General features: G+C 63.1%; 13 protein-coding genes and 1 tRNA gene. 3 read left to right on the forward strand and 11 right to left on the reverse strand.

The features are described 5' to 3' along the window. Positions 1 to 264: 264 nt before the first annotated feature. The gene (locus CFR80_RS19780; RefSeq protein ID WP_010512989.1) at positions 265 to 360 is read left to right on the forward strand and encodes a helix-turn-helix domain-containing protein; all 96 of its coding nucleotides are present in this window, start codon (positions 265 to 267) and stop codon (positions 358 to 360) included. Positions 361 to 650: 290 nt separating this feature from the next. Here CFR80_RS19780 and CFR80_RS08140 read toward each other — a convergent pair. Next, positions 651 to 726: transfer RNA gene (locus CFR80_RS08140), tRNA-Asn, on the reverse strand. A 142-nt stretch (positions 727 to 868) separates the two neighbouring features. On the opposite strand from CFR80_RS08140, the gene CFR80_RS08145 reads away from it, so the two are divergent. Further along, positions 869 to 1972, forward strand: coding sequence for an ABC transporter substrate-binding protein (locus tag CFR80_RS08145; protein ID WP_110507230.1), 1104 nt, complete (start codon positions 869 to 871; stop codon positions 1970 to 1972). A 73-nt stretch (positions 1973 to 2045) separates the two neighbouring features. Here the strand turns inward: CFR80_RS08145 and CFR80_RS08150 are convergent, their stop codons facing one another. After that, positions 2046 to 4247 (reverse strand): TonB-dependent siderophore receptor, encoded by a 2202-nt coding sequence (locus tag CFR80_RS08150; protein ID WP_010512991.1) that lies wholly within the window; start codon positions 4245 to 4247, stop codon positions 2046 to 2048. 124 nt (positions 4248 to 4371) lie between these two features. Beyond that, positions 4372 to 4680: a hypothetical protein gene (locus CFR80_RS08155; RefSeq protein WP_010512993.1), complete on the reverse strand. Its 309-nt coding sequence runs from the start codon at positions 4678 to 4680 to the stop codon at positions 4372 to 4374. A gap of 41 nt (positions 4681 to 4721) precedes the next feature. On the opposite strand from CFR80_RS08155, the gene CFR80_RS08160 reads away from it, so the two are divergent. Beyond that, positions 4722 to 5171 (forward strand): hypothetical protein, encoded by a 450-nt coding sequence (locus CFR80_RS08160; RefSeq protein WP_146221619.1) that lies wholly within the window; start codon positions 4722 to 4724, stop codon positions 5169 to 5171. Positions 5172 to 5631: 460 nt separating this feature from the next. Here CFR80_RS08160 and CFR80_RS08165 read toward each other — a convergent pair whose 3' ends face one another. The 8 genes from CFR80_RS08165 to lpxC all read right to left on the reverse strand — a co-directional run bounded on the left by CFR80_RS08165 (position 5632) and on the right by lpxC (position 16343). Then, on the reverse strand, positions 5632 to 6570 hold the full coding sequence (locus CFR80_RS08165) for an ABC transporter permease (protein WP_010512996.1): 939 nt from the start codon (positions 6568 to 6570) through the stop codon (positions 5632 to 5634). Continuing rightward, positions 6567 to 7631, reverse strand: a complete 1065-nt coding sequence (locus CFR80_RS08170) for an ABC transporter permease (protein WP_010512997.1) — start codon at positions 7629 to 7631, stop codon at positions 6567 to 6569. The genes CFR80_RS08165 and CFR80_RS08170 overlap by 4 nt, the downstream gene beginning before the upstream one ends. After that, the gene (locus tag CFR80_RS08175; RefSeq protein WP_010512998.1) at positions 7631 to 9217 is read right to left on the reverse strand and encodes an ABC transporter ATP-binding protein; all 1587 of its coding nucleotides are present in this window, start codon (positions 9215 to 9217) and stop codon (positions 7631 to 7633) included. The genes CFR80_RS08170 and CFR80_RS08175 overlap by 1 nt, the downstream gene beginning before the upstream one ends. Next, the gene (locus CFR80_RS08180; RefSeq protein ID WP_010512999.1) at positions 9210 to 10331 is read right to left on the reverse strand and encodes a BMP family ABC transporter substrate-binding protein; all 1122 of its coding nucleotides are present in this window, start codon (positions 10329 to 10331) and stop codon (positions 9210 to 9212) included. Before CFR80_RS08180 ends, CFR80_RS08175 begins: the two co-directional genes overlap by 8 nt. A 168-nt stretch (positions 10332 to 10499) precedes the next feature. After that, a complete protein-coding gene (gene ligA, locus CFR80_RS08185; protein ID WP_110507231.1) occupies positions 10500 to 12647 on the reverse strand; it encodes an NAD-dependent DNA ligase LigA in 2148 nt (715 codons plus the stop codon). A 1-nt stretch (position 12648) separates the two neighbouring features. Next, positions 12649 to 14370, reverse strand: a complete 1722-nt coding sequence (gene recN / locus CFR80_RS08190) for a DNA repair protein RecN (RefSeq protein WP_010513002.1) — start codon at positions 14368 to 14370, stop codon at positions 12649 to 12651. 39 nt (positions 14371 to 14409) lie between these two features. Then, the gene (locus CFR80_RS08195) at positions 14410 to 15294 is read right to left on the reverse strand and encodes an outer membrane protein assembly factor BamD (RefSeq protein ID WP_010513003.1); all 885 of its coding nucleotides are present in this window, start codon (positions 15292 to 15294) and stop codon (positions 14410 to 14412) included. 83 nt (positions 15295 to 15377) lie between these two features. Next, a complete protein-coding gene (gene lpxC, locus CFR80_RS08200; protein WP_010513004.1) occupies positions 15378 to 16343 on the reverse strand; it encodes a UDP-3-O-acyl-N-acetylglucosamine deacetylase in 966 nt (321 codons plus the stop codon). Between the last annotated feature and the right edge of the window lie 33 nt (positions 16344 to 16376).

The following is a 16376-nucleotide window of genomic DNA, read 5'->3' on the forward strand; positions in this document are numbered from 1 at the left end:
AATAGTCATCCCGTAGCTTCACCGCCCTCGTCATCAGCCAGATCCTCCCGCATCAAGAGAATCAGAGCCAGCGCCGTTTGTCACTTCACACACGAGTCAGTGGCTACGTCCTTTGGTATAAGTCTTTTCTGGATCATGCGGAGTATTCGTCGAGTTCGAGACCAATCTCCGCAAAGAACGCCATATGGAAGGCATCACGGCGCCAGGGAGTGTAGCGTCTATAAGGCGCGAAGGCCGTCCTTCGACCGCGACCAGATCCATGCCATGAATGCGGAGGGGATCAGCCCGACCAAGATTGCCCGGCGGCTGGGAATTGGTCGCACGGCTGTCTATCGGTGCCTGGGGAAAGTGGCTGCCTGATTAGGCCCCATGCACCAGGGTGCAGTCATCCACAGCAAGGCTTCCTTACAATTTTCAACCGGAGCAAAGGAGTTGCCGCCTGTAGGCTGGTGACCGCAGGCAGGACCGCTTGGGACGTGAAATGAGGGGAGTGATTATGAGGGTTTGGAACAGGGCCAAACCGCGTTCAAACCGGTCTGGACGTGTCAGAATGTCCCCGGAAAGCGCATCGCTCATCATGGGTTTAATCGTGGGTTCAGATTTGAAGAAATCCGTAACCTACTGATTTAATATTAAATTTTAAGGAAAGATGGCTCCCGAAGTAGGACTCGAACCTACGACCCAGCGATTAACAGTCGCTTGCTCTACCAACTGAGCTATTCGGGATCAGCGTTGAGCAGCTTATAGCCACACAGGCGGGGGGGCGTAAACCCCCCTTTTGAACTTTTTTTCAAAAAGGGGAAAAAAGGGAACCCGGACCGGCTAAAAGCACGGTAGAGCCTTCGCGGAGCAGGAGAAACTGTAGGCAATGGAAGAAGATAACAGGGCAGGGCAGCCAATGCGCCTGCTGCGTCGGGCCGTTGTGCCGCTTCTGGTCGGGGCAGGGTGCGCCGTCGTGGGCGGGCAGTGGCTGCAAAGCCGGCAGCAGGCCCGCATCGTGCGTCATGATGATGAACTGCTGGATGGCGAACCCCATGACCTGACGCTGTCCTGGCCTTCCGCACAGGCTTCGACCCTGTACAATGTCGCCCTCAGGCAGGACTTCTTTTCCCAGTATCATCTGGATGTGCACCTGCAGCCCGGCGCGCTGACGGGGCGGGACGCCATTGCCGACCTGCAGGCGGGCCGCAGCATGGCCGCGGTGGCCCCGGTGCTGTCATGGCTTCAGGCCTATCAGGCGAATGCGGACCTGCCCGCCCGGCTGGTCATGGGGCTGCAGGCGGGGACATTCCGCCTGCTGGTGCGCAGGCGGCTCAGGATTGCCAAGATCGAGGACCTGGTGGGCCGCAGGATCGCCGTGCTGAATGCGGACATGGCAGACCGGCTGTTCTTTTCCGTTATCCTGCGCCGCAAGGGTCTGAACCCGGATACGGCGCCCGACTGGGTGATCCTGCCCCCCGACCAGATTGACGATGCCCTTGCGGCAGGCACGGTGGATGCGGTGGCGCTGCATGACCCGCTGGCGTGGCAACTGCTGAACAACCGGGCGCTGGATATGGTTGAACTGGTCAACAGCGTGAAGGGCCTGTACGCGGAACGCACGAATCTGGCGCTGGGCGTCTCGACGGACCTGCTGGACCGGACGCCCGGTGCTGCGGTGGCGCTTGTGCTGGCGCTGTCACATGCCGCGCGCTGGCTGCCCGAGCACATGGCGGAAGCGGCCACCCTGCTTGATGGCCGGGTGGATGGCATGGATCAGGACACGGTCCTGCAGATGATGCGCCATGAAGTGCTGGGCATAAGCCCGGTGGGCAACGACCTGAAGATCCAGATCGCGCGTTATGTCGATGAACTCAAGCTGCTGGGCCAATTCCCCGACAGCCTTGATTCCGCAGGTTACGCCCGTCGGATTTCAGCCGATATCCTGCATCACGGGCATGGTGGAAAAGGCGGTGCGGTGCAGGCGGGCTGAACCGCGGATACGGCGCGCCGCCCGTTACATCCGTCCGGCAGCCCCATGCATGGGCTGCCGGGATGGGACGGTTTTACCACGTATAGCCAATGCTCGCCTGCGCGTTGCGACGTTCGCCGTAATAGCACCATTCCTGATTATAGGAGGCATAGCTCAGGCAGTTCGCGACATAATTCTTGTCAAACAGGTTGCGGACACTGGCCGCGACGGTCCAGCCATGCAGCGATGGCGAAAGGTTGGACAGGTCATAGCGGGCCGATGCATCAAACACGGCATATTGTGGCACCCAGACGCTGCCGTAACTGGCCTCGCCACCATAGGATTTGTTGGAATAACGCATGCCCCCACCAAAGCCGAGGCCTTTTACCGGACCGGACGGCATGGTGTAGAACGCGAACAGCGAGGCATTGCCCTTGCCGGACTGGATCAGCGGCTTGCCGGTCGAATCATCATGGACCTTCTGCACGCTGACCGCTGCGGTGATCATGAGGTTCCTGAACGGTTCGGCATGGGCTTCGAATTCGAAGCCGTCCGAATGTACCTTCCCGCTTTGCGTGCTGTAGCCCAGGTTGCCCACGGCAACCAGAACGTTGCTCTGTTCAATATGGAAACCCGCGGCCGTCAGCAGCAGCGACGTACCCGGAAGCTGGTATTTCAGTCCACCCTCAAGCTGCTTGCCAAGGGAGGGATCGGCCTGGCGGAACGTCTTGCCGCCATCATTGGAAACAGTGCCCGACTGCGGCTGGAATGATGTCGAGTAGCTGACATATGGGGCCAGCCCAAAGCGGAAATGATACAGGCCCGAGGCGCGCCATGTAATCTGCCGCGGACTTTCCGCCGAGGATGAGTGAGAGATGTATTCGTTCTGCTGTGACCGGTACCAGTCATTACGCAGGCTACCGGTCAGGACCAGTCCACGCCAGTGCATTTCATCCTGCGCGTACATGCCGATCTGGTGCGAATTGGTCTGGTAATTCACATATGGGCTCATGGCGGGAATGACCATGTGATAGTCCGGGTGCAGGACGTTCAGGTCGGGCGCGCTGCCATAAAATCCCTGTTCGGAGGCACTCTGCTGCATGTAGTCGAAGCCGAACATCATCGTATGCCGTACGGGGCCGGTGCGGACATGGCCCTTGAACTGGCTGTCGAATGTCAGGTTATGCGTATGTTCATTCGTCCCGAAGGCGGAGCGGCTGAGCATATCCTCGCTTGTGTAATACCCGTTGTTATACACGCTGCGATAGATGGTCTTGATGTCGTCATACCGACCGCGGCTGGTGAAGCTCCAGTTGTCATTGAAACGGTGGTTGAAGATATAGGTAATGCTGCCCTGCCGGCGGTTGAATTTCTCGAACGATACATCGCCGTCATAAAAATCCCGGGGCAGGTAGCCATATGACGCGGGTTTGAGCGATCCGACCAGCGGCTCACCGCCATAGGTGCCATTTTCCGGATCATACTGGTAATTGCCCAGAATGGTCAGCGTCGTCGGTCCATCCCCGCCGAAGGTAAAGGAGGGGCTGATGGAAAAGCGCCGGCTTCCCGTCCGGCTCATCTGGCTGTGCTGGCCATTGACCGTGCCGTACAGGCGATAGCGCACAAGGCCATTATCCGTCGCATACCCACCAACATCGGCATCCACGCGATAGAGGTCGAACATGCCGCCCGTCGTGGTGACGCCACCATAGAACTTCTGGTCGGTTGGCAGCTTGCTGGACAGTGCGACAAGGCCACCGGGGCTGGACTGGCCATACAGTGCAGATGCCGGTCCCTTCAGGATCTCGACCCGTTCCAGCCGGGATGTATCGGTCTGCGCCGTGGCATAGCCCGTGGGGCTGTCCTGCAGCTTGAGGCCGTCAAGGAAGGTCGGGACCGTAAAGCCGCGCAGGGCAAACTGGTCATAGCGTGTGCCTTCGCCCCCGCCACGCAGGTCCGGGGTAATACCTGCCGTGTACCGCACGGCCTGGTTCAGGTTCAGTACCCCGCGCACGTCCATTTCGTTGCGGGTCACGACCGTCACCGACTGGGCGGTTTCAATCAGCGGGGTATCGGATTTCGTTGCCGAGGACGCGACCGTTGACGGCCTGCGTGCATGCACTTCCAGCTTTTCAGCCCGTGCGGTGGTCGTGCCCGGCTGGTCGGTCGCCTGTTTCGTGGTCTGGGTCCGGGCCGGATGGGTAGAATCGGACGTATCGACCGGATTCGCCGCAAGGGCATTTCCTGTCACCAGAAGGGAAAGCGGAAACACATAAAAAACCCTGCTGCGCTGCATGCCTGACCTCGTTCTTGGCGTTTTCTGCCGTTAGGAGGTGGGTTCTTAAGGTTAATGAGAATCATTTGCAACATATATCAAAACGTGTCAGCACGAATGGCAAGATCCGGTGGAGCGTTTTCTCTCAGTTTGGCAGCAGGGCCACAGTCAGCCGCACCGACCGGTCAACAGGCACGCAGGGAGTGAATGCGCCGTGCAGACCGTCCGGCAGGATGACGGGATGTGTCCAGACCAGACGATTATGGTCATTGCGACGGGCGGACAGGTGTTCCGGTTTTGGATAATGCATCTTCCTGACTTCCCCTTGGGGAGGGGCGTAGGGGCATGGCGCGCAGCATGCACGACCGTATTCAGCAATGCGTATGCCAATCAGAACAAACCGTTTGGGGATGTTCAGCCGAATGCGGATGATGGCATGAACAGGCAGCTTCATGATGTCCTGCGCCGGAACGTAACCGTATGGTTGACGGGGGCATGACCGCGGAAACTGACCATGAACCATTGGTTGCCACAGTCATGTCCGTCGCGCGCGCACAGGCACAGCCCATGGAGCGTACGGATGAATATGGAACCACCGCAACGACGGTACGCGCGTTTTATACAGCGCTGGGCGACGGGCAGGGGGACGATGCCTCAGCCATGGTCATCCCGGATAAACGCTCCAGACCGGCATTTTCTCCCGCAGGCCTGACCGGGTTTTATGGGCGGCTGGCAGACCCCATCCACCAGGTGGATATTGCACAGGAAAACGCCGGCACGTTCCTTGTCCATTGTCACTATGCAACAAAATCATGTGTCTGTAATGGCGCGGCAATAATCACGACAACCATGCGCAACGGACGGAATTTCATACAGGGCATCCGGGCACTGAACGGCTGCCAGGTATTACTCTGGCAGAATGTGTGGGGATGCGATCAGGAATGACCTGTCATATTGCTGACAGGCCGGGCCGAGGTCGTCCGGTGCGCCTTCTTTTCGTCCAGTCGTCGTGCCGGGATTGGAGAAGGGCGTAGGTCAGATCATGGACAACAAGGGTTCTGCGGTCCAGCCCATATTCGTCTTTCAGAATGATCGGGTTCCGGTTACGCACCCCGCGTGACAGGTGCACCTGTCACGCAGGGCCAGACGGATATGACAGCACGCGATGACGTCGCTGCGGGCAGGCTTTGCCGATGCCCGGTTTTTTGGAACCGGGCAGATGCACTGGTGCAATGACCGCACTGGTGCAATGACCGGCGTGTCCTCTGTCGGCATCTGTCCCGCGCCTCAGCGGGTGCTCCCCTTCAACTGACATATCCCGGAACTGAAGCGAAACGGGATATGTCTCACCCATGGGCATCAGGACGTTCCGCCCTGAGTGCCCGTTCGCCAAAAACAGCCGGCCCTAGCGCACGTCGCGGTAATAGGGCTGGGCCAGCGCCGCAGGGGCGGCCATGACCCGCCGCATGCGGTGCCACACCACAACCGGCACGATAATGAAGGCCATGGTGCCCACATACGGCAGCATGTTCAGGAATGCCGGATCAATCGGCCAGTTATGGGCCTGCCCGACAAAGGACAGAGCCGTCACCAGCCCGAACAGCAGCGCGGACAGGGTCACGATAACCGGGCGGTACCCCGCAAAGATCACCAGCGCCAGCGCGATCCACCCGCGCCCAGCCACCATGCCTTCCGACCACACGGGCACATAGGTCAGCGTCAGGTATCCCCCCGCCATGCCCGCCATCGCGCCGCCAAGCGTGACGTACCAGAACCGCATGGCCATGACCGGAATACCCGCCGCATCCGCCGCCGCCGGGTTTTCCCCCACCGCGCGCATGTTCAGCCCGTGGCGGGTGCGGAACATGACAAAATGCACCAGCGCGGGCAGGATGACGTAAATCGGCACGATCAGGATATTCTGCCCGAACAATGCCGGACCAATGACCGGAATGGACGACAGCAGCGGCACGGTGACATGGCCAAACGTTGTCGCAACCGGCTGCCCGGCATAGTTGTGGCCAAGTGCTGTGGACAGCCCCAGCCCCATGAAGGTCGTCGCCAGGCCACACAGCACCTGGTTCGCCCGCATCACCACGGCCCCGAACGCAAACACCATGCCGCCCGCCGCGCCGACCAGACCGGCGACCAGCAGCCCGACCCATGGCGAGGGAATGGACGCCACGGTCATGACAGCCGTGACTGCCCCCAGCGCCATAAGCCCTTCCACGCCCAGGTTGGTCACGCCAACCCGTTCGGCCAGCACTTCGCCAAGGGCGGCCAGCGCCAGCACGCCACCCGCCAGCACGGCGGTGGCCAGCATACCCGTCAGTAGCGTGATCATGATGCTTTTCCCTTTGGCGTGGCGCCCGCCACCGGACGGTAATGGGCCAGTTCGTCGCCAATGGCGATCATGAACAGGATCAGCCCCGTAATGGCGAGGACAACCGACGCCGAAAGCTGCTGTGTCTGCATGACAATGCCCGAATCAAGGATCAGCGCCATAAGCAGTGCTGCGGGAATGACGTTCAGGCACGACCCGCGCGCCAGAACCGCCACCACGATCCCCAGATAGCCAAAATTGTTGGCCATGCCGCCCTGCAGCCGGTGGACCGTGCCCGCGACCTCAAACATGCCCGCAAGACCGGCCAGCCCGCCCGACAGCAGCATGACCGAAATGATGCGCAGCCGCACCGGAATCCCGGCATAGCGCGCGGCTTCGGGGTTGGCGCCACCAATGCGGATTTCATATCCCCACCGCGTGCGCGACAGCACCAGCGCCAGTCCGATCACGATCACGATGGCCACCGGAAAGCCCCAGTGCACGATGCCCCACATTTCGGGAATGGAAACCGACAGGCGCTGCGTCGATACCTGCGCCCCGCTGATCCGGTCCCGCCATGGCCCGGTGGTCAGGTAATAGGTCAGCAGCGAGGCAATGAAGTTGAGCAGCAGCGTGGTGATGATTTCATTCACCCCCGCATAGGCCCGCGCCAGCGTGGGCACGGCAATCCATGCCATGCCGCCAAGGATGCCCGCAATGGTCATGACCGGCAGTACCATGATGGCCGGGCCATGCAGCCCCAGGGCAACGCCGGTCGCGGCAATGGCGCCAGCATAGAACTGGCCTTCCGCGCCGATGTTCCATAACCCGATCGTGCCGCATACGGTTACCGCCGCCCCCGTCAGCAGCAGCGGACACATGAACAGGGCCAGATCCTCCAGCCCGAAGCGTGAACCAAGGGTGGAGCGCAGGATCAGTTCCGCCAGCACCACCGGGCTGTGTCCCGACAGCGCCAGCACGCCCGCGATGATGCACAGCGACAGCACGATGGCCGCCAGCCGCAGCACAAGAATGCGTCCTGCCGGTGCACTGGGCAGGCGCTGGAAAGCACGTGTCGCCATTACTGTGCCGCTCCCGATTGGGTGTTGGTGGCGTCCCGGCCACCCATCAGCAGGCCGATGGTGGCCATGTCGGCTGCCTCGGCATCAATTACGGACATGAGCCGCCCATGGAACATGACCCCGATCCGGTCCGATACATTCAGCAGGTCTTCCAGGTCTTCGGATATGAACACGACCGCAACCCCCTGGTCACGCAGGTCGGTCAGGTATCCCAGCATGGTGGCGATCGCCCCGATATCCAGCCCGCGCGCGGGGTAGGCGGCCACCAGCACCCGGCTGGCGATACGGATTTCACGTCGCGCCACCAGACGCTGCTGATTGCCGCCCGACAGGTTGCGTACGGGCATGGCGAAATCGGGAATGGTGACCTGCGCCAGTTCCGCGATGTCGCGCGCCAGCCCGCCCGCCGCCTGCGCATCGTACAGCCCGTGTGTCCCGATGGGCGGGTACGGATATTCACGCAGCGCCATGTTGGCGGTCACCGACAGCGATGGCGCCAGCGCGCTGCGCAGCCGGTCCTCGGGGATATGGCCTACACCCGCCTGTACGAACAGGGCGGGGTCCGCGCGATCCACAAGGTTGCCGTCCAGCAGGATTTCGCCCGACGTGCGGGCCATTAGCCCCGTCAGCACATGCGTCAGTTCCCGCTGCCCGTTGCCCGCGACCCCGGCAATGCCCAGGATCTCCCCACCATACAGGTCAAGGCTGACATCACGCAGCGTATCCACCCCGCGGTCATCGCGCACGCTGACATTGCGCAGTTGCATGACCGGGTCGGTCGCGATGGGGGCGGCGCCTTCGGGGCGCGCGCGCATGTTGCGCCGGACAATGTCACGTCCCACCATGGTCGCAGCCAGCATGGACGGGTTGCAGTCCGCCGTATTGAACGTGCCGACCTTGCGCCCCCCGCGCAGGATGCTGACGCGGTCCGAAATCTCCATCACCTCGTCCAGCTTGTGACTGATGATGATGACGGCGTTGCCCTGCGCGCGGAAGGCCCTCAGCGCGCGGAACAGCTCGCCCGTCTCCTCCGGTGTCAGCACGGCGGTGGGTTCATCCATGATCAGCAGGCGGGCCTTGCGCGCCAGCACGCGCAGGATTTCGACACGCTGCTGTTCGCCAGCCGACAGGTCGCATACGCGGGCATCGGGCCGGACGGGAAAGCCGAAGCGTTCCGAGATCTCGCGCGTGCGGGCTTCCATCACGGCGGGGGAAGCGATGCGTGGCGCTTCATCCCACCCCAGGTGGATGTTTTCCGCCACAGTAAAGGCCTGCACCAGCTTGAAGTGCTGGTGCACCATGCCGATCCCCGCGCGGATCGCTTCCTGCGGGGAGGTAAAGGTCTGGCCGTAACCATCAAGGATGATCTCGCCTTCCTCCGGCTGGTAAATGCCGGTGACGACGTTCATCAGCGTGGACTTGCCAGCCCCGTTTTCCCCCAGCAGGGCATGGATCTCACCCGGCCAGACATCCAGGTCCACGTCCTTGTTGGCGATCACGCCAGGGAAGAATTTGCCAATGCCGCGCAACTGCAGGACCGGCGGCGTGCCGGGGGCGACCCCGGCGGGGGCAGGCTGCTTACTCAAGGCCGGATACTCCCGCGACAGCCCAGTCGCTATGGTAGATTTCAAGGTCGCTCAGCGTCATGCCATCGGGCACGCGCAGGCGGCCATGGTTGTCATGGATCGGCCCGCGGAACGGGTTGTAGCCCGCCAGCATGCGCGTGCGCATGGCGTCGGCCTGGCGCGCGACCTCGACCGGAACGGTCGGGCCCCACGCATCACGGTCCACGCCATGGCCCAGCGTCAGGAAGCGCCCCTGTGGCTGCCATGTGCCCGCCAGCAGGTTGCTTACCTGTGAGATATAGAAATCATTGAAATCAAGGGCCACGGAACTGACATAGGCTTCCGGCCCGTAATCCAGCATGCCGGTGTTCCACATCGCCGCTTTCAGGCCGCGCTGCAGGGCCACGCGCAGATAGGCCGGTTCATCCATGATTCCGCACAGGAAGTCGCACCCGTTATCCGCCAGCGCCGTGGCTGCCTGGGTTGCGGCCTGCGGGTCGAACCACGCGTTGATGGTGATGCTCTGCAATGTCACCGACGGATTGACCGACTGCGCGCCCAGCAGGGTGGCATTGGCCGAGGCATAAACCGAGGGGATGGGAAACGCGCCCAGAAAACCGATCTTGCCCGTGCGCGTCATAAGGCCCGCGGCAATCCCGATCACGTAGCTGGCATACCAGTGCGCCACGTAATACCAGCCCAGGTTGCCGGTCACATTCGTGCCGTCGCATTCCATGAAGGCCACATCGGGCGCGCGGTCCGACACGTCCTTGATGAAATCACCGTATTCGGAGGTCGCGAACACCATCTGCGCGCCTTCGGCTACGAACTGCCGGAAAATGCGTGTGGCGTCGGCGGAATAGGGGACGCTTTCGACATATATGGTGCGGATTTTCGGGAATGCGCGGCGCACGGCCTGCACCCCACGGTCATGCACCATGGACCAGCCGCCATCGGTAATCGGCCCGGTATGGCCGAAGCCGATAATGGCGTCGGCTTCCGCCAGTGGCCTGCGCCATGCGGGCATGGCCGCCGCGCGGGCCGGTCGCAGCAGGCCGGAACCGGCCGCCCCCGCCATGCCCAGCAGTGCCCGGCGCGTTGTCAGTAACCGCCCCCGCGGTCCTGAAGCTGTCATAAGATGTTATCCCCTTGATAATCCATGCCGTATCCCCCTGCGGCAAGATGGCGTGCTGACCTGTTCGGATGCTCCTGTCGCTGCGTTGTCCAGTGTGCCGTACCTAGTAAACGTTACGAGGCAGGTACATGCAAGACCATCGCGCAGCCTGTGGTCCGGCCCGGCGCATCAGGCGGGATCGGTCCCGGCTGGCGGCATGCCCGCCAGCGTGCGCCAGCTGGCCTCATCCATGGTGGCAACACCCAGTTCGGTCGCCTTGCGCGCCTTGGACCCGGCCTTTTCCCCCAGCACCACAAGGTCGGTTTTTCTGGAAACGCTGTCTGATACGCGCGCACCCAGCCGTTCGGCCACGGCACGGGCCTCGGGGCGGGTCATGGTGGTCAGCGTGCCGGTAAAGACGATGGTCTTGCCCGACAGCGCGCCTGCGGCCACCATTTCCTCATCCGTGACCTGCGCCAGCACCGATGTCAGGTCATCCAGCGTCGCGCGGTTATGGGATTCGGCAAAGAACGACACCAGTTCATCCGCAATCGCCGACCCGATGCCGGTGATCGAGCCCAGTTCCAGCCGCTCGTCCGATCCGATGACGGCGGCCTTTTCCATCTGCTGCCGCCAGTTGGCCATGGACCCGTAATGCCGCGCCAGCAGGCGGGCATTGTTGATGCCGATGCGGCGGATGCCCAGCGCGTAGATCAGGCGCGACAGTTCGATTGTGCGCCGCGCCTCGATCGCACGCACCAGATTGCGGGCCGATACCTTGCCCCATCCGTCACGCGCCGCGATGTCCGTCTCGCGCGCGGGCAGGCGGAAAATATCGGCGGGCGTGCGCAGCCATCCCAGTTCGTGGAATTCCACGATCGTGCGGTCGCCCAGCCCGTCAATGTCGAATGCATCGCGCGATACGAAATGGATCAGCCGCTCCACCACCTGCGCGGGGCAGGTCAGGCCGCCCGAACACCGCCACACGACCTCGCCTTCCGGCCGTTCGGCATGTGCGCCACAGATCGGACAGGTATGGGGGAAGTGGAAGGGCGGGCGGTCATGGTCGCGCGGCAGCACCACACCGGTCACCTGCGGGATCACGTCGCCCGCGCGCTGCACATGCACAAGATCGCCCTCGCGGATGTCCTTGCGCGCGATCTCGTCTTCATTGTGCAGGCTGGCGCGGGTGACGATCACGCCACCCACATTGACGGCCTCCAGAAATGCTACCGGCGTCAGCGCCCCGGTGCGGCCAACCTGTATGTCGATTTTTTCAAGGCGGGTGACGGCCTGCTCTGCTGCGAATTTCCACGCCACCGCCCAGCGTGGCGCACGCCCCGCGAAACCAAGCCGGTCCTGCAGCGCGCGGTCATCGAGCTTGTACACAACGCCATCGATATCATAATCCAGCGCCGAGCGTTCCAGCGTCAGCCGGTCCATGAAGGCTTCGGCCCCTGCTGCATCCTTCACCTGCGTGCTGAGTGGATTGACCACAAATCCCCATGCCGCAAGCTGTTCAAGGTAGCCGTGATGGGTCGCGGCCAGTGGCGCGTCACAGAAGCCCGCGGCATAGGCGAACAGGGAGAGCGGACGCCGGGCCGTCACCGCCGGATCAAGCTGGCGCAGCGACCCGGCCGCGGCGTTGCGGGGATTGGCGAAGGGTTTTTCCCCCGCGCGTTCCTGTGCCGCGTTCAGTTCCAGGAATGCCTGCTTGGACAGGAACACCTCGCCCCGGATTTCGATCAGGTCGGGGAAGGGGGCGGGCAACTGTTCGGGAATGTCCTTTAGCGTACGCAGGTTGGCGGTCACGTCCTCGCCTTCGGTGCCGTCGCCGCGCGTGGTGCCACGCACGAAACGGCCATGTTCATAGGTCAGGCTTATGGACAGGCCGTCAATCTTGGGTTCCGCGACAAAGGACAGGGCGCGGGCCTGATCCTCCCCCAGCCCGAGGAAACGGGCGATGCGGCTGATGAAACCTTCGAATTCCTCCCGCGAGAACACATTGTCCAGCGACAGCATGGGCACCATGTGCCGGTGGCGGTGGAAGGGACCGCTGACGGGCGCGCCGACTTTTTCCGCCGGGCTGTCAGTGCGGCGCAGGCCGGGAAAGCGCGTCTCCAGTTCGGTATTCAGCCGGCGCAGCCTGTCATATGTCGCATCATCAACCAGCGGCGCGTCATTCTGGTGATAGGCCGCATCCAGCGCGGGCAGCACGGTGGCAAGCCGCGCCAGCACCGCTTTCGCATGGGGTTCGTCCTGTTCCATTGCGGTCGCATCGGCCAGCAGGCGGCGCGCCTGTTCGGACAGGGAACCGGATGACGGGTCATGGGGCATGTCAGACCCCTTTCAGCAGGCTGTCGGCCGCGGCGCGGGCGGCGGGGGTAATGGTGTCGCCAGACAGCATGCGGGCGATTTCCTCGCGCCGTGCCTGCGCATCCAGCGGTGCGGCGTGGGTTTCGGTGCGGCCCCTGTTCACGCTTTTGCTTATGCGCAAATGGGCATCGCCCCGGGCCGCGACCTGCGGGCTGTGGGTAACGACCAGCACCTGCACACTGCGGCCCACGGTATAAAGCCGTTCCCCGATGGCCGACGCCGTGGCCCCGCCCACGCCGGAATCCACTTCGTCAAACACCAGCGTGGGAATGGCCGACCGACCGGCCAGCACCACCTTCAGCGCCAGCATGAGGCGGGAAAGTTCGCCCCCCGACGCAACCTTGGCCAGTGGTCCCGGCGGCTGTCCGGGGTTCGCCGCGATCAGGAACGACGCCTGTTCCTTGCCCCGCGCGTTCCATGCTTCCGCCTCCAGCGGCAGGAGCGAGACGATAAAGCGCGCGCGTTCCAGCTTCAGCGGTTTCAGTTCCCCCATCACCGCCTGTTCCAGCCTGCGTGCCGCCTTTTCACGCGCGGCGGTCAGTTCCAGGGCGACCTCTTCAAACCGGGCGCGGGTTTCGGTCACGGTTTTTTCCAGCACCTCGATGCGGGCATTGCCCGAATCAAGGGCGGCCAGACGGTCGTTGAAGGCCGCGAGCAGCCCCGGCAGTTCCGGCACCGACACGCCATGCTTGCGCGCTTCGGCACGTAGGGCGAACAGGCGTTCTTCCGTCTGTTCCAGCAGGCGCGGGTCGGCCTGCGCGTCCGATGCAAGGCGCGAGAGCATGCTTTCCGCTTCCGCCAGCGCTTCTTCCGCGCGTTCCAGCGCGTTCAGCGCTTCCTGCGCGGCTTCCTGTTCGGCCGCCCCGACGGCTTCGGGGTTCAGGTCGGTGGGGGCGGGCAGCAGGCGTTGCAGGGCACGGCTGGCGTTGCGCAGCGCCGATGCGGGACCAGGGGAACGACGGTCCCGCGGGGCGAGATCGGCCAGGGCCGCCGCGATCGCTTCCGCCCGGCGTTCCCCCTGCTGCAATGCCTGGCGCAGGCCGGCAAGCTGGGTTTCCTCATCTTCCTGCGGGGCGAGGGTGGACAGGTCGTCTACCGCCTGCCGCAGCCAGTCTTCCTCACGCGCGGCATTTTCCATTTCCGCCCGCGCGGCGGCCAGTGCAGCCGTGGCTTCGATCCATTTGCGATAGGCCCCGGCGGTGCGGGTACGCAGGGGGCCCGGCACGCCAAAGGCATCCAGCAGGTCCAGATGCGTGGACTGGTCGGCCAGTCCCATCTGCTCATGCTGGCCCTGTATTTCCACCAGCAGGGTCGCCGCCCTGCGCAGCAGGCTGACGGCCACGGGCTGGTCATTGATATAGGCGCGCGATCGTCCATCCGTGGTCACGACCCGGCGCAGCAGCACGGGTTCACGCACGTCATCCAGTACGATGCCCTGTTCACTGAACAGCTGGTGCAGGGGGTGATCCGGTGCGATTTCAAAACTGGCGCTGACGCTGGCCTGCTCACACCCGGCACGGACAAGGGAGGCACTGGCCCGTTCCCCCAGCGCCAGCCCCAGGCTGTCCAGCAGGATGGACTTGCCAGCCCCGGTTTCCCCCGTCAGCACGGTCAGGCCGGGGGGAAAGGCCAGATCCAGTTTTTCGATCAGGACCACATCCCGTATCGAGAGCTGTGTCAGCATGCAGGCTTCCCGTTCAGCACAGATAATCGTTGGCGGAAATCAGAAAACCGAATGCCACGCCCGGGAAAATACGTTCCGTCCCTGCTTGTGGTCCTTGCCGGTCGCGCCCTTGATCAGGTTATGCGCGCGCAGGTGGTCGTAGGCGTCTTCATACCATTTGCTGCTGGGATAGTTGTAGGCCAGCACCGCGCCGGTCTTGCGCGCCTGTTCCAGCAGCCCCATGTCCAGATACACTTCCACCAGCCGTTCCAGTGCCTCGGGCACGTGGTTGGTGGTCTGGAAATCCTGCACCACGCGCTGGTAGCGGCCAGCGGCGGCGAGGTAGTCGTTCTGCTGCTGGTACCACCGGCCCACCAGCATTTCCTTGCCCGCCAGATGATCGCGGCACAGATCGATCTTCAGCTGCGCGTCACGGGCGTAAGGGCTCTGGGGAAAGCGGGTGATGACTTCTTCCAGCGCATCCATGGCCTCGATCGTGCCCTGCTGGTCACGCTGCACGTCGGCCACCTGCTCATAATAACACAGCGCGCGCAGGTAGAAGGCATAGGCCGCGTCCGCGCTGGTGGGGTGCAGTTCCAGGAAGCGGTCAAGCTGCTGCACCGCTCCGGGGTATTTGTTCAGAAGGTAGTTCGCATACCCTTCCATCAACTGTGCGTTGGCGGTGTACTGGGAATAGGGGTAGTTGCGCTGCAGGGTATCGAACTGGTTGACCGACAGCAGGTACCGGTCCGAACGCAGGGCGTCCACGCCGTTGTTGTACAACGTTTCGGCCGAGCCGACGCGCGGTGCGCGTTCGTTGATGGTGCTGGCGCTCTGTCCGCACGCGGCCAGAAGGCCGGCAAGCGGCAGAAGGGCCAGCCAGGGCGCTGTCTGGCGCGGGGCGCGCGATGGTTGCGAAACGTAGTGTGATGTGCGTGCGAACATACCCGGCTCTTCCAGTTACGGAAGCTTTATATCATGTGCCGGGGGCGGGTGAAGTCTCCGCGTGCGGTTTTCGACCCGTCCCATCAGGCAGCCCGGTCGCGCGGGGTGGTAAGGGATGCGTCAAGCGGGGCGCGCCGCCAGTTCGCCTGTTCGGCAAATACCTTGCGCAACAGGCGGTTGTTCAGCGTATGTCCGGACTTATGCCCCCGGAAATGGCCGTTGACCATGCCCCCGGCCAGATACAGGTCGCCTATCGCATCAAGCACCTTGTGGCGCACGAATTCATCGGGGTGGCGCAGTCCCGACGGGTTCACCACGCTGTCGCCATTGACGACCACGGCGTTATCCAGCGATCCGCCACGGGCCAGCCCGACGGAATGCAGGTAATCTATTTCCGGCTGCAGGACGAATGTCCGCGCCCGGCTGAGATGCTCGCGGAACTGCCCCGGTTCCACGCACGTCATGTACCGCTGCTGGCCAATGGCGGCAGCCGGGAAGTCGATGGAAATATCGATCGTCAGGCCGGGCTGCGCCGTGGGGGACAGTTCGGCATAGGCATCACCGTCTTCCACCCGCACGGTCCTGTTTATGTGGACGTACTGGCGCGGGGCGCCCTGCGGCACGATGCCTGCACATTCCAGCAGGAACACGAATTCCGCCGCCGAACCATCGAATACCGGAATTTCGGGACCATCCACGTCAATGAAGATGTTGTCGACGCCACACCCCGCCAGCCCGGCCATGAGGTGTTCGATCGTGGCGATGCGCTCTGCATGGCCACTGGCGGTACCGCAGCCAAGCACGGTGCTCAGGCATGTATCAACCACCATGTCATACCGTGCAACGACCGGCGGCATGTCAATGTCGGTGCGCCGGAAGACGATGCCGGTATTTTCCGGGGCGGGGGACAGCCGCAGGCTTATGCGCGCGCCCGTATGCAGCCCGGTGCCGACGCTGTTGATCGGCTGGCGTATGGTGTGCTGCATCCGCCCTTCATGCCGGGGTTCCGAGATGAAGGGGGCGTGTGTCTGCGGCAGCATGCCGTCCATTGCCTGTATCCTTGACGGAAGAGTGGGAGAACT

This window comes from Komagataeibacter oboediens (assembly GCF_003207815.1).
Classification (GTDB): Bacteria; Pseudomonadota; Alphaproteobacteria; order Acetobacterales; family Acetobacteraceae; genus Komagataeibacter; species Komagataeibacter oboediens.